The organism is Pseudomonas sp. RL_105y_Pfl2_101 (assembly GCF_963970585.1).
GTDB lineage: Bacteria > Pseudomonadota > Gammaproteobacteria > Pseudomonadales > Pseudomonadaceae > Aquipseudomonas.
On sequence record NZ_CAXAPG010000032.1, the window covers coordinates 48,329 to 63,425 of the forward strand.

At 58.7% G+C, this 15,097-nt stretch carries 6 protein-coding genes; all 6 read left to right on the forward strand.

Going from position 1 to position 15,097, the window contains the following annotated elements:
* The first annotated feature begins 62 nt into the window (after nucleotides 1-62).
* Nucleotides 63-962, forward strand: coding sequence for a proline iminopeptidase-family hydrolase (locus tag AACY31_RS24085; RefSeq protein WP_339492820.1), 900 nt, complete (start codon nucleotides 63-65; stop codon nucleotides 960-962).
* Nucleotides 963-1,149: 187 nt separating this feature from the next.
* Entirely contained in the window at nucleotides 1,150-2,856 is a 1,707-nt protein-coding gene (locus tag AACY31_RS24090; protein ID WP_339505171.1) for a ShlB/FhaC/HecB family hemolysin secretion/activation protein, read from the forward strand.
* A 24-nt stretch (nucleotides 2,857-2,880) separates the two neighbouring features.
* Nucleotides 2,881-12,171: a two-partner secretion domain-containing protein gene (locus AACY31_RS24095; RefSeq protein ID WP_339505172.1), complete on the forward strand. Its 9,291-nt coding sequence runs from the start codon at nucleotides 2,881-2,883 to the stop codon at nucleotides 12,169-12,171.
* Nucleotides 12,168-13,025 (forward strand): PoNe immunity protein domain-containing protein, encoded by an 858-nt coding sequence (locus AACY31_RS24100; RefSeq protein WP_339505174.1) that lies wholly within the window; start codon nucleotides 12,168-12,170, stop codon nucleotides 13,023-13,025. The genes AACY31_RS24095 and AACY31_RS24100 overlap by 4 nt, the downstream gene beginning before the upstream one ends.
* Before the next feature lie 109 nt (nucleotides 13,026-13,134).
* A complete protein-coding gene (locus AACY31_RS24105) occupies nucleotides 13,135-13,710 on the forward strand; it encodes a hypothetical protein (protein ID WP_057451712.1) in 576 nt (191 codons plus the stop codon).
* Between the two features lie 149 nt (nucleotides 13,711-13,859).
* Nucleotides 13,860-14,828 (forward strand): tetratricopeptide repeat protein, encoded by a 969-nt coding sequence (locus AACY31_RS24110; RefSeq protein WP_339505175.1) that lies wholly within the window; start codon nucleotides 13,860-13,862, stop codon nucleotides 14,826-14,828.
* Nucleotides 14,829-15,097: the final 269 nt, after the last annotated feature.

Here is a 15,097-nt window from a genome sequence, read left to right on the forward strand (position 1 = left end):
AGTTATTCCGCCGGCCAGTCCCCGGTATCGTGTGCCGCAGGATTTCTAGAGAGCGGAACGAAATGGATCTTCCCCTAACACACGAAGGCTTTGCGCCTTTTGGTTCGTATCAGACCTGGTATCGCATCACGGGCGATTTCAGTAGTGGCCGTACGCCGCTGCTGGTCCTGCACGGCGGCCCAGGCTGCACACACGATTATGTCGATGCCTTCAAGGATATTGCCAACAGTGGCTATCCGGTGATTCATTACGACCAACTGGGCAATGGGCGTTCCACCCATCTTCCGGAAAAAGACCCCTCGTTCTGGAACGTGGCGCTCTTTCTTGATGAGTTGGCGAACCTGCTGGATCATCTGGGCATTGGCGACAACTATGCACTGTTGGGGCAATCCTGGGGCGGCATGTTGGCCAGCGAGCATGCGGTGCTCCAGCCCACGGGCTTGCGCGCGTTGATTATCGCCAACTCCCCGGCGGACATGTCCACCTGGCTCCTTGAAGTCAATCGCTTGCGCCAGCTTCTACCCATTGAGGTGCAGCAAACACTGCTCAAGCACGAGCGGGCGGGGACCTTGACGTCTACCGAGTATTTTGAGGCCGCTCGGGTTTTCTACGACCGTCATGTCTGTCGTGTCACGCCCTGGCCCGATGACGTCGCCCGTACCTTTGCCCAGATCGATGCTGATCCTACTGTTTATCACGCCATGAATGGCCCCACCGAATTCCATGTGATCGGCAGCATGAAGGACTGGTCCATCACCGATCGCTTGCCTCGGATCAAGGTGCCGACACTGCTGATTTCAGGCCGATACGATGAAGCGACGCCGTTGGTGGTCAAACCCTATGTGGATCATGTTCCCGACATTCGCTGGGCGTTGTTCGAACACTCCAGCCATATGCCCCATATCGAGGAGCGGATGGCTTGTATGGGAACGGTGGTGAGTTTCCTGGATGGGTGTTTGTAGGCGTCTGCGCAATCTGAATCGTCGTTTTTGTTGTGTTTTTCGACGCGTCTTGTGAGACGCGTCTCTTTTTTACGTAGAAAGTTTCCGCTCTCTTGAACCGAAAACGATATGCAGGGTCTGGTGTGCGCGCATTGCTATGCACACCTGCTCGCAAGCCTGCTGTCATTTCTGTATCGAGGGATTGAACATGTCCGTATTTGCCTTAGGGACGAGGCTAGTCGTTGCTTCGCTGTGTTTTCTGGCGATGAGCAGTGCCGTCGCCGCACCAACCCCCGGTGACACGGACCTGATCCGTGAACGTCAGGATCGCCTGCTCCAAGAGCAGCGCCGACGCCTTGAAGAGCTCAAGGACCTGCCCGGCAAGGAAGCGAAGCCGACCCAGCCGACGGCACCTGTCGATACCCGTTGCTTCCCGATCAAGACCATCGAGCTCAAGGGCGCCGATGCTTTGTCCGATGTGGCGCGCGAACGCCTGCTCAAGCCTTACATCGGCCAATGCCTGGGCGTGCCGCAGCTCAACGAGCTGCTCAAAGTCATTACTGACCATTATCTCGACAAAGGCCTGGTCACCAGTCGCGCCTACTTGCCCCAACAGGACCTGTCCAGCGGCCACCTGCAAGTGCTGGTCGTCGAGGGCCGCCTGGAAGGCTTGAAAGGTGCCGAGAACAGCAAGCTGTCGGATCGCGAGTTGACGATGGCGTTTCCCGGCAAGACCGGCGATCTGCTCAACCTGCGTGAGATCGAGCAGATGGTCGATCAACTGAACCGTTTGCCGTCCAACCGTGCACAAATGGAACTGACGCCGGGACAGAACATCGGTGGCAGTGAAGTGCGGGTCAATAACACCCCGCAAAAACCTTGGCGCACCGGCCTGTCACGGCATAACGACGGCCAAAAAAGCACTGGCGAGCAGCAATGGGGCGCCTCCCTGGACTGGGACAGTCCCCTGGGCCTGGCTGACCAACTGGCCTTGCGCGGCGGCCACGATGCCGTCAGCGATCACCAGAAAACCTCGCGCAACGGCATGCTCTATTACAACCTGCCGTTTGGCTGGTGGAACCTGAGCTACACCTACAGCCAAAGCGAGTACCGCGCCGTGGGCCAGGCCAACGGCTTCAATTTCAAGCAGAGCGGCGACAGCCAGAACCATCAGGTGCGCCTGGAGCGTGTGGTCCATCGCGACGCGGTGAGCAAGACCTCCCTCAATACTGGCCTGGCGTACTTGCGTACCAACAACTTCATCGAAGACAGCAAACTCGCCGAGAGCAGCAATCGCATCAGCGAGGCGCAGTTCGGCATCAACCATGGACGGCGAGTGGGCAATGCCTTCGTCAACCTCGACCTGGGCATGCAAGAGGGCATCGGCGCCCTCGATGCCCAGGGCGATGACGACCCTGGCCCCGGGCTGCCGGATGCGCGCTACCGCAAATACACCGCCACCCTCAGCTACCTGCAACCCTTTGTACTGGGCGGCGAATCCTTCAGCTTCAGCAGCCTGATGACCGGCCAGCGCAGCGAGGATGCGTTGTTCGCCTCGCAGCGCATGAGCCTGGGCGGCCTGTCGTCGATTCGCGGCTACAAGGATCAGACACTGTCCGGCGACAGCGGCGGCTACTGGCGCAACGACCTGCGTTGGAGCCGCCCGGTGACCCTGGAATGGCTACGCCCGGTATTCGCCGAATACGGCACCAGCCTCGGTTATGACCAGGGCGTGATTCGTGGCAATCGCTACAACGGCGACCAGCACGGGCGCATGTCGAGCAACTCGCTGGAGTTGTTCGCCCGCGGTGAACACCTGAGCGCCAGCGTCACCTTCGCCCACTCCCTGGAACGTCCGGATGCCCTGACCGAGCGCGAAGCGCCGATCTACTTCCGCGTGGATGTATCCATCTAATTTCTGCTGCAACGAGACCTGATCATGGACGACCGCCAACACGCCTTCCTGGCCCGCCAGCCCTCTGCTGCCCTGCAAACCCGCGACGCCTTCTGGGGCATGCCCAAGCGTGGCCTGGCGTTCCTGTTGGCCAACGTCATGTTCTGGCAGCCGATGTGGGCCCAGGCGGGCGGCATCGTGGTCAGCGCGCCGGGCACCAGCCTCGGCCAGGCCGGCAACGGCGTGCCGGTGGTCAACATCGCCAAGCCCAACGGCAGCGGCCTGTCTCACAACCAGTTCAAGGACTACAACGTCGGCAGCAACGGCGTGATCCTCAACAACGCCACCAACGCCGCCCAGTCCACGCAACTGGGTGGGATCATCCTCGGCAACCCGAACCTCAAGGGCACGGCCGCCAAAGTCATCCTCAACGAAGTCAACGGCGGCAACCCCAGCCAACTGCGCGGCTACACCGAAGTGGCGGGGCAGTCGGCCCACGTCATCGTTGCCAACCCCTATGGCATCACCTGCAATGGCTGCGGGTTTATCAATACCCCGAAGGCGACCCTGACCACGGGCAAGCCGATCATCGAAAACGGCCAGGTGGGTCGCTATCAGGTGGACCAGGGCAGCGTCGCCATTGAAGGCGCGGGCCTGAACGCGAACAACGTCGACCGCTTCGAAATCATCACTCGCAGCGCCAAGATCAACGCCGAGATCCAGGCGAAGAACCTGACCATCGTGGCTGGGCGCAATGACGTCAACGCCAATACCCTGAACGCCACTGCCCGTGCTGATGACGGCAGTGCGAAACCAGAACTGGCTATCGACTCTTCGGCGTTGGGTGGTATGTACGCCGGCGCGATCAAGCTGGTGGGCACCGAGGCCGGGGTTGGTGTGAAGCTGGACGGCAAGATGGTTGCCAGTGGGGGGGATATTCAGCTGGATGCCAATGGTCATTTGAGCATGGCGCAGACGGCTGCTGCCGGCGCCATCGTCATCGACGCCAAAAGCCTGGAAACCCGTGGTCAGGTTTACGCCGGTAGCCGCCTGGACGTGAAGACCCAGGGCGACCTGATCAGCCAGAACAACCTGGTAGCGCGCGACAACGTTCATCTGGACAGCGGTGGCACACTGAGCAACAACGGCATTATCGAAGCCGGGGTCAACGCCGATAACAGCCGCAATACCACGGGTGATGTCACCCTCACCGCCAAGCAGTTGAACAACGCCGGCAAAACCGTCATCGCCAGTCGCGACCTGAATGTCACGACCACCGCAGCGCTGAACAACCAGGGCGGCACGCTCAGTGGGCAGGGCAAGACCACCGTCACCGGCAACGTTGTGGATAACCGCAATAAAGGCCGGATCCTGGGTAACACCGAACTGCACCTGAGCGCCGATCAAGTCCTCAACAGCCAGGGCGGCCTGATCAATAGCCAGGGCCTGCTGACGGCCGACCTGGGCCATTTGGAAAACAATGCAGGTGAACTGTCGAGCCTGAACAGCGCGACCCTGGTCCTCGGCAGCCTGGACAACCTGACCGGCCTGGTCATGGCCGGCAAAAATCTCGACATCACTAACACCGGCGCGATCAATAACCGGGGCGGCGAGCTATCCAGCCAAGGCGTCATGACCGTGCACACCGCCAGCCTGGACAACAGCAACAAAGGCACCGTCGCCGCCAATGGCAAGTTGCTGGTCAGCGCCACCGGCGCGGTCAACAACGCCGAAAAAGGCCTGCTCGCCAGCCGTGCTGCCGAGGTCGAGTTCGATGCTGCCAGTCTGAATAACGCCAAGGGCACGCTGCAAGGCGAGGGCCTGGTCACCGTGGATGTATCCGGCGACATCGATAACCAGGGCGGCAGCATCATCGCCAAGGACGCCAAGCTGAGTGTCTTCGCCACCAACCTGGACAACCGTGGCGGCGTGCTGTCCAGCGTCAAGGCGGCGCTGGAGGCACGCACCACCGGTGTGCTGAAAAACGGCCATGACGTGAACCGCCAGGGCGGCACGATCCAGGCTCAAGGACTCAACATCCGAGCCTTGGCTGGGCTGTTCAACGACGGCGGACGCATCGCTGCACAAGCCGGCGATGTCGTGGTCACCAACGCGGCGGCGGATATCAACAATCGCAACGGCGGGATATACGCCACGGGCAAGGTCTGGGTCACTGGCCGGGGCATGGACAACAGCGGCGGCGGGCAGGTCAGCGCCAGTGGTATCGACTTTGACCTTTCGGGTGCGCTGAACAACAACGCCGGCATCATCGAAAGCCAGGACAGCCTGGACATTCTGGCCGCCAGCTTGAGCAACCAGAAAGGCCAACTGCGCACCCTGGGCCAGAACAGCACCACGGTGTTCAACATCGGTGACCTGTTCGATAACAACGACGGCACCCTGGAAACCGCCAGCCAAAATGTCGGCCTGGACACCGGCAGCATTCAGAACGTGGGTGGCAAGCTGTTGCACACTGGCCTGGGAGTGTTCGGCATCAGCCAGGCCAACCTGGGGCAGGCCGGCGGACAGCTGGTGACCTACGGCAACCTGACGGTGACGGCTGATCGCTGGACCAACAGCACGGCGATCCAGGCCGGGAACCTGGTCGTGGATGTCGACCAGTTGACCCAGACCGCCACCGGCCAGTTGCTCAGTACCGACAGCATGGTGGGCCGTGGCAGCAACTGGCGCGTCGACGGCCTGATCGGCAGCGATGGGGCGATCGACCTGCAACTGACCGGCGCCTATACAGGCAACGGTCGCTTGAGCAGTCTCGGCACCTTGGGCCTCAAGGCCGCGCTGATCAGTCTGGAGCAAAACGGCAGTATCGCTGGCGGTGGCAACACAACCGTCGTGGTCGATGGCGTCCTCAACAGCTACGGTCGGCTGACCTCGGCGGCGGACCTGAGCGTCACGGCCGCCACGCTCAACAACTACGGCACGTTGGGCAGTGCCGGCGCGCTCGGTGTCACAACCGGCGACCTGCTCAACGAACACGGATTGATCTTCAGCGGCGGCAATACCAGCCTGCGCGTCAATAGCCTGACCAACCGCTATGCCGATATCTACAGCCTGGGTGATCTGAGCATCGATCGCGACGGCCTCGGCACCCGTGCCAGCCGCATCCTCAACAGCTCCGGCACGCTGCAAAGCGGCGGCAACATGCGCCTGGCGGCCAGCACCATCGACAACGTCCGTGAGGTCTTGGCCACCAACGATGCTGGCATCTACACCGCCTCAATCAGGGAAGTGGCTTGTATCGAAGGGGTCAACGCCGGTGATTGCAGCGGAGGCAAGGAAAACCACGTCTGGCAGATCGTCCAGCGCGACAAGTTCGAAGTCACCGCGGCCAGCGCTGCCTCCAGCATCACCACCGGCGGCAACCTGAATATCCAGGGCGACACGCTGACCAACCGGAGCAGCAGCATCGGCGTCGGCGGTGCATTGACCGCCAACCTCGTCAGCCTGGACAACATCGGCATCGAGCCCGGCGAGATTGAAACCTCGCGCACCTTCAGGTCCCAACGCACGCGCCGCCCGGGTAGCTGGCGCACCGCCGCCAATAACTTCACCAAAAAATACTGGTTGCAGAGCCCAGGCTACAACGCCAATGACCTGAGCGGTCTTGAAGCGGCGATGAGCCGCTTCATTGGTATGACCGAGCGTGAGCTGCTGGAGTTTCGCACCCAAACCAGTACTACCGATAACCAGACCTATGCCGCGATTATCCAGGCCGGTGGTGCCGTCGACATTCCTACCCAGGGCGACCTCAACAGCGGCGTCGTGCGTGGCGGCTACAACTACGTTGGCGCCGGCCCGCGCACCGACACCCAGGCCGACAACGCCTTCTCGACCCGTATCAGCGTCAATCGGCAGCTACCCCCGAACCTGACCCAGCAACAGGTCGATCCGCTGACCTTGCCGGGTTTTGACTTGCCCACCGGGCAAAACGGCCTGTTCCGCATGAGCGGCGACGGCTCGGCCACGCCGACCCAGAGCACGGGCCTGACGCAAGTGCGTGGCCTGCCGGACCGTTCGTTCCAGGCCAACCCGCAAAAGTACCTGATCGAGACCAACCCGGCGCTGACCGACATGCGCCGGTTCATGAGCTCCGATTACCTGCTGACAAACCTGGGCTACGACCCGGACACCGCCGCCAAGCGCCTGGGCGACGGTTTCTACGAACAACGCCTGATCCAACAGGCGGTGATCGCCCGCACCGGCCAACGCTTCCTCGACGGCCAGAACTCCGACGACGGCATGTTCAAGTACCTGATGAACAACGCCATCGCCAGCAAGGACAGTCTCAACCTGTCCCTGGGCGTCAGCCTGACCGCCGAACAGGTTACGGCCCTGACCCATGACATCGTCTGGATGGAAAACCGGACGGTGAATAATCAACAGGTGCTGGTGCCGGTGCTTTATCTGGCCCAGGCCAATAATCGCCTGGCGCCGAATGGTGCGCTGATTCAGGGCTCAGACGTCAGCCTGATTGCGGGTAAGAACCTGAACAATGCGGGCACCTTGCGCGCGTCCAGCAACCTGAGGGCGACGGCGGGCGACAGCTTGGTCAACAGTGGGTTGATGGAAGCGGGTGGTCGGCTTGATGCGTTGGCGAGTAATAACCTGACTAACAGGGCGGGTGGGGTTATTGCTGGGCGGGATGTCAGTGTTGTTGCCGTCGCTGGTGATTTGACCAATGAGCGAACCATTACCCGGCATGCCAGCGGCACTGGTTACAAGACTGAGCAACGCGAATTTGCTGACAGCGCGGCGCGGATTGAGGCGAGTCATGACCTGAGCGCGGGCGCTGGGCGGGATATCGCCAATGTTGGTGGTGTGCTCAAGAGTGGTAACGACACCACATTGCGCGCAGCCCGAAATATGAACATCACCGCCGCCGAGCAGGTGGACAGCCATACGCAGGGCAGCAAACATCGAGACCAGACCATTACCCAGAATGGTTCTAGCGTTACGGTTGGGCGTGATCTTCAGGCCGCTGCGGGCGGTGACCTCAACGTGATCGCCAGCCAGGTCGAAGCCAAGCGGAACTTGGCCATTGTCGCTACCAAGAACTTGACCTTGGGGCCCGCGGCGAATGAACAGCATTCGTATGGCCAGAGCAAGAAGGTCAAGAGCATCGAGGATCATGTCCAGCAGGTGTCCACCACGCTCAAGGCGGGCGGGGATGCGACGCTGAGCGCGGGGCAGGATCTCACGTTGGTAGCGAGTACGGTCAACGCGGGGAATGAGGCGTACCTGGTGGCGGGTAACAACCTCGCCCTGAAGGCTGCTGCGGATCAGGACTACAGCTTCTACAGCAAGACCAAGAAGTCTTCTTCCGGGAAGAAATTCCGGCTGGATGAAACGGACAGCACCACCCAGGTGGGCAGCCTGGTCAGTTCCGGTGGCGACAGTACGCTGGTGGCGGGTGAAAACCTGCTGTTGGCAGGTAGCGCCGTGACTTCCGAGAAAGGCGCGACGAAATTGGTCGCAAGCAAGGACGTACAGATTCTTGCCGTGACCGACTCCGACAGCGCTCGCCATGAGCGCAAGGAAAGCAAAAGCAGTTGGGGCGGGTTCAAGTCGAGCAAAGTCCAGGACAAGGTCGACGAGAAACGCACGACTGCCGTGGGCAGCATGGTCTCAGGCGAGACGGTCACCGTCGCGGGCGGCCAAGATGTGAAAGTGACGGGCTCGTACCTGGTCAGTACCGGTGATTTGGCGGTCCAGGCCGGGCGCGACCTGACCATCGATGCGGCGCAGAACACCTTTTCGCGCACCGATATGCACAAGGAAAAGAATCGCGACCTGACAGGTGTGCTGACCGGTAACAAGCTGGGCCTGGATGACATGACGGGCAATCAGCATCTGTTTATCAACAGTCAGAAGCACAACGGCACGGCTACAGAGACCACGCTTACCGGCAGCACAGTTGGCTCCAGTGCCGGCAATGTAACGCTTACGGCTGGGCGTGAGTTGAGTGTGGTGGCTAGTGATTTGGTCAGTACCAAGGACATGGCGCTTACCGGTTCCAACGTGACCATCACCGCGGGTGATGAAACCGCGCGGCAAACCACTGAGGACAGCTCTAAAAGCTTGGCAGTGGGTAGGGTCATCGGTGGTGCGCTCGTCGACACCGCAAGGACTATTCGCGACGCGTCCAAAGCTGCGAAGAATGCCGATGACCCTCGACTCAAGGCGGTAAAAATCGCCCAGGCCGCCCTCGCGTTTTACAACCTGGGTGGCCAGGCCTCGGACGCAAACGGGCAAAGCTCCGGATTCAAAAACAAGCAAGGCGGCACTCCCAGCAATGGCTCACTGATCAAGATCGGTACCGAGCTGGCCAATACGCGCAGCAAAAGCAGCAGTGAGTACAACAGCCTGACGGCGAAGCAAAGCACCCTTAATGCCGGTCAAGAGCTATCGATTGTTGCCACGGGGGACGCGGCGGGAACCCTGGGTGATATCCAGATAACCGGCAGCAGCCTGAAGGCTGAAAACACCTTGTTGCTGGCTAAAAATGATGTGCTGCTGAAAAGTGCACAAGACTCCGTTGATCGCAAAAATGACGGCTCCAGCAACAAAACGGCCATTGGTGCCAGCTTCAATATTGGGGAGCAAAACGGCTTCACCCTCGATCTGGGGGCTCAAGGTGCAAAAAACCTGGGTAACGGCAAGTCCGTCACCCAGGTCAATACCACGTTGGAAACCGGATCGCTGTTGTTGCAAAGCGGTCGCGACACAACCCTCGAAGGCGCCCAGGTCCGGGCGGACACCATCAAGGCGTCGATTGGCGGCAACCTGAATATTGTTTCTCGTCAAGACACCGAATCGTCGAAAAGCAAGCAAAGCAGCGGGGGGATCGGAGCGAGCATCTGCGTTCCGCCGTTCTGCTACGGCTCCATGGTCGCGGGTTCGGCGAATATTGCCGCCGCCAACATGAACAGTGACTACAAGGCTGTGACCGACCAGAGCGGATTGTTCGCTGGTGCCGGTGGTTACGACATCCATGTGGGTAAAACCACAACCCTGCAGGGCGCTGTGATCGCCAGCGAAGCGTCCGCGGATAAAAACCGCCTCAGCACGGATCGCTTGCTCGTCAGCGATATCAAGAACAGCAGCAATATCGAGAGCCAATCGGCGGGAATTTCCATCTCGGGCAGCAATGTTGGCGGCTCCTCATTCGGCGGCAGCATTCCAGTAGCCCTTAAGGACAAAGATCACAGCTACACCCGCAGTGCTGTCAGCGAAGGCACGATCGTTGTCCGTAACCCCGAGGGTGCGACTGACCTGGTGGGGCTGAACCGCGATACCGCCAACGCCAATCAGAAGCTGGACAGGCCTGATGAAAAGGCCATGCAGGAGCGTATCGACCTGATTCAAAGCTCGGCGCAATTGGCCAGTGGAATTATCAGTACGGTGGCGAAGGCAAAGGCGGATGAGGCCAAGAGGCTTGGGCAGGAGGCAAAGGATCAAGCCCATGCCGGTTCGCCAGCTGCCGAGTCAACCGCCCGGGCGGCGGAGGCGGCCAGTTTGGAAGCCGCCCGCTGGCAGGTAGGCGGTGATAAGAAACTGATGGCTGATATCGCCTCTGGCTTGATTGCCGCAGGTCTTGGCGGAGCCACGGGCGGCACAGCTGTTGGCATCGTCGCCAATACAACGTCCAGTGACATATTCAACAGAATTGGCAGCTTTGCCGACGAACAGAAGAACCGTAAAGACATCGATAGCGTGACCAAAGCTGCCTGGGCGGAAGGCGGCGCGGCGCGTGTCATGTTGCATGCCTTGGCGGGAGCGGCGATGGGGCTTTCCAGTGGTAGCGTGCAGAGTGGGGCATTGGGTGCGGGCGCCTCAGCTCTATTGCCATCCGTCATGCAAGCTTTGGCTGGCAGCAAGCTGACAGAAACGGAGCAAAAGACCGTAGCTTCGCTAATAGCTGCAGGCGTCGGTACGACGGTTGGATCCGGTAGTGGCGTGATCGGTTCGGTCGTGGCCGGTGGCACTGCGCTGGGAGTGGAGAAGTACAACCGGCAGTTGCATCCAGACGAAATAACGTTCGCCTCCGACAATGATCGAGTCAGTCGTTACGCGAAGGAAAAGGGCATCACTGATGAACAGGCGCGAATGGAGCTCTTGCGAACCGCAGCAGCGATGGTTGACCGAGGATGGAATGCTGTACTGGATGTGAAGGATGGCAAGACGGCAGATGCCGCCAACTTCCTTCGAACGGAGCTTTCGCAGCTGAAAAGCACCGATCTGTTTCAGGTGAGCCTGGCTGACTACAACAATGAGCGTCTGGGCTTGGCAGAGCTGATGAAAGACCGGAAGTCAGTTGAAAATCTGGTCAAGTACATTGAGCTGGTTGACCCTTACCATTACATGCGTGACCCAAAGAATCAGGTCGCAATACTTAATGCAAAGGGCCAAGGCAGCGCCGAAGGTTTTGCTAACGCTGTGGAGAACTTGGCGAGTTTCGGATCCAAGACGGCACTTTTGGCGATGAGTACGGTGAATTGTCCGAGTTGTGGAGGACGGCAATTTGCCGCTGCCGTGGAGGCTGTCCAAAGTTTGCCTGAAGACTTAAGACTCAAGGGGTATCTGGACACCCTGCATATCATGCAAGGGTATGGCGCTGATGTGCTGAGGCAGAATGAGGCAATTGCGACTTCTGCGGGAGTGGGTATCGGTCTGGGCGGTGCGGGGGCCGGTAGCGCAGGGTTGGCGACGACACGCCTGACAGGTGAGCTTGCAGAGGCAGTGGGGAAACGCTTCACTGGAATACTTAACGAAGCGTCCGAGCAGGCGCTGATCAAAAGTGGCGGTATCTTTGGTCCCGATGGCCAGCCGATGATGGATCTGGCAGTTTTAACCAAGCAGCAGAAAAGTGTCATGGGTGATTTGTTTGGCGAGCGTTCTGTTCAGCAAATCGTTCCCGAAGGACAGAAGCTTGCACGGGTTCCGGGGATTGGGGAGACGGGGATCGATGACCTTTACAAGGTGGATCGTCCAGATGTCGACTACGTCATTATCGAGTACAAGTTTGTCAGTGATAACAAGAAGTCCGGCTCCTCGGGGCTTGGTAATCCGACGGATGGTAAGCAGGGTTCTGTTGCATGGACTCTGGGCGGTGATCGATTAGTTCGTGCGGTGGGTAGAGATCAGAGCCGGGACGTTCGGACTGCGGTCGAAACGAACCGTACTGAAACCTGGGTCGTGAGAACTCGCCCAGACGGTGCTACAGAGATTGAGGTGCTTGATGCTCGTGGAAAAGTCAAAGCCATAGACACCTCTAAAATACTGCCTTCCAAAAATTTGAATGGGGTTATTCCGTGATTCGTGCACCGTTGGGAGATAAACAATACTGGGACGACCGTGCAGTAAAAGATCAGCAATGGATTGAGCGCGCCAGTGCAATTTTGATGGAACCTTCGGCTAATCCCATATACAGGCCTCAGTTCGCGTTCGATTTTGCTAAAGATAATTTGATTTCAAGCATAAGAGTCTATTCGCAGGGCGGGGATAGCTTGGAAATGGCTACCCATTTCCCTCGCCTTTTAGATGCGTGGGAAATCTCCAACCGTCTATCCGACGAAGTCTGTGCAGAAAACAATCTCCAAACTTGCCGAGACTGGACCTTTGAACTTTCAAATTTAAACCACTATATCTGGTGTTTCTGGCTGGTGAGCCTGGCGCTCGTTCTTGAAATCCCCGACGACCAGTGGCTTCGTTTGGTTGCGTTGATAGATGAGGGCGGGCAGGACGTTCTGCTTGATCGAGTCATGGCGTCTCGTCAACCAGAGCGGCCGATTGGGGAGAACCTCCTGCATGCCAAGCCTTACGCAAGGCTGCTCAAGGCCATTGACGCGCCGCAGGCGCAGCAAGCAACGTTGTTGCTTGCTTTCGTAACACATTGGTATCCAGAGCTGAACCGGCGCGGTAAACAGCAACCGTGGTGGTACATCTATGGTGATCCAGTGAAACATCCGCTTGAGATGGGAAGCTATTTTGGTCGTTGGTGTTTCGAGGCGGTCGCCGCCGTGAAAGTCTTTAGGCTTGATGACAGTGACTGCATCGGACATGAACACTATCCGCAAGATTTACTCCATCCCAGCGAAGAAGCTGTTCCAACACCTGAGCCAGTCGCCAAGCCTGGATGGTGGGCAAGGTTGTTAGGACGTTCAGGCTAAGCGAGGTCCAAATCAGTCATCGATTACTAGAACGTGATCATCTCCATTCCGCTTTTATCGAAAGTACTTCGATGGTCTGTGGTCATTCAAATTTTGCAGGGAAGTAATCATGAAAAAAACCACCTTTTTAGTTCTAGCCATGGCCCTGGCAGGCTGTCACTCAAACGTCAGGGATTCCTCGCCAAGCCTGCTCAAGGATGGCGTGCAGTTGCAACAACCCAAGGTCGTCGCTGACGCGGAACACGCCAAGATCATCATGAAGGCGACAGGATTCACCCACCCGGTGCAATTTTCCGTGCGGCGCAGTTCCGATGCGGACCAACGTGCCGAGGTCTTGGGAACCGTGGTCGATTCCGGTCGTGGCAAGGTATTCGGTTGGATCGCCAAAGTGAACGAGGTTGCCAACAGCGCCACCGTAAAACGCTTCCCCCAACTGGAGGTGCAGGCTGATCCCGGGCAGGCGATTGAAGTGATCGGTGAATCACGGGTCTACGACTCGAACTACTACCGCTATGCCGAAAAAATTGTTTATGCATGCGGCCCTATGAGTTCCACCTTCAAGCCCGAGAAGCAAAAGGTTTACCTAGTGGAGTTCGTGATCATTGGGGCAGGTTGTGAGCAGCATGTTTACGATGTCACTCAGCCACAGGAGCGTATTCCTGTAGCGAGCGTCCAGGGGCACTGAGTCCGACCTAATAATTAGAGGACCGGTTTTCAGGACGAGGTCGCGAGTTGAAGACAGGCGAAGGGGGGACCGAAAAGGGGGATTTATTTGTTTGCATACGCGGATAGTCACCACGAGCAACCGCGTTTCACGTATGGACACGACACAGCATGCAAAAAAATATCGTATTGATCGGTCTGATGATTGCCCTCGGCGGTTGCCAGAGCATGAAAGACCTTGGGAGGAGCACCGTCGAGTACCTTGAGGAGTCCCGCACCACTCCGACGGACCGTTACCTTGCGGAGTTGCGCAATCCCTTCGTGCCGCTTGGCACCTTTGACGACGCCTTGGATGGCAACCAAGGCAAGGCATGTCGCCAAACCACCCACTACCGAACTGTTCAACCGTCCGACTTGCAGCTCGTCATATCCGCGAGCGAAGGTGGAATTCCGACTTGCCAGCATGTGCTCGGTACCTTCTATGAGCGCGGCACAGGCGTGAGCCAGAACACTGCCCGGGCCAGGTCACTCTACCTGCAAGCGGCGCCGGCCGATCCATATGCCTATGTGGAGCTCGCGCGCATGGCGCGGGATGGGATTGACGAGCCAGTTGACCCGGTGAAGGCCCGCGATTATTACACCCGCGCAGGTATAGGTGGTGTGGTGGGGTTGGGTGGGTTGATGGAGCAGGGCAAGGGCGGTGCGCAGGATGTGTCGGGTGCTTTGAAGCTGTACGTCGATGCTACCCAAAAATATGGTGACCCCGCCTGGAAGGCAATGCGGCCGCTATTGGCCCTTGGGCTGGAGCTCGATGCTGAGCAGGTGCAGAAATACAATCGAGTATGGATTGGGGGGCTTCTGCGCCAGATGCGTTTCGAGTTATGGCGCTCGTATGAGCTCGGTGGGCTCAATCACTCTGGTCAAACGCTGACAGTTAGAGTGCTTTTCAGGTTCTCGACCAGGAGTCCGAAGCCCGAGGTTTACCTGGCCGAGAGTTCCGGCGATCCAGTGATAGACACTGCTGTGGTGTCTGCGGTGTACCGCCTGACTATGAAAGATCCCTACATGCTTCCAGCGGGTCAAGAAACGTTCGACTTCGTGGCGCCGGTCGTCCTGTCCCCGAGTGCCAAACGGGGCTGACAGCTCGGTCAGTCACTTCAAGACGGCTTCGGTGCAATAAGCGCAGGGGCTTAAGGTAGTCAGTAAGCGTGTGCGCTAACGGGAGCAGATGGAAAAAGGGGGCGGATTTATTTGCTTGCTCAGTATTAAATAAATCCGTCCCGAATGGCACTTACTTAACGGCTAACTAACTGATACGGCTGCAAAAAATGAAAAAAGGCTGGCCTTGGTCTACGGTGATAGTTGCGAACACACACCGATCAAGCAAGGACACAGCCCGAGTGAATCGT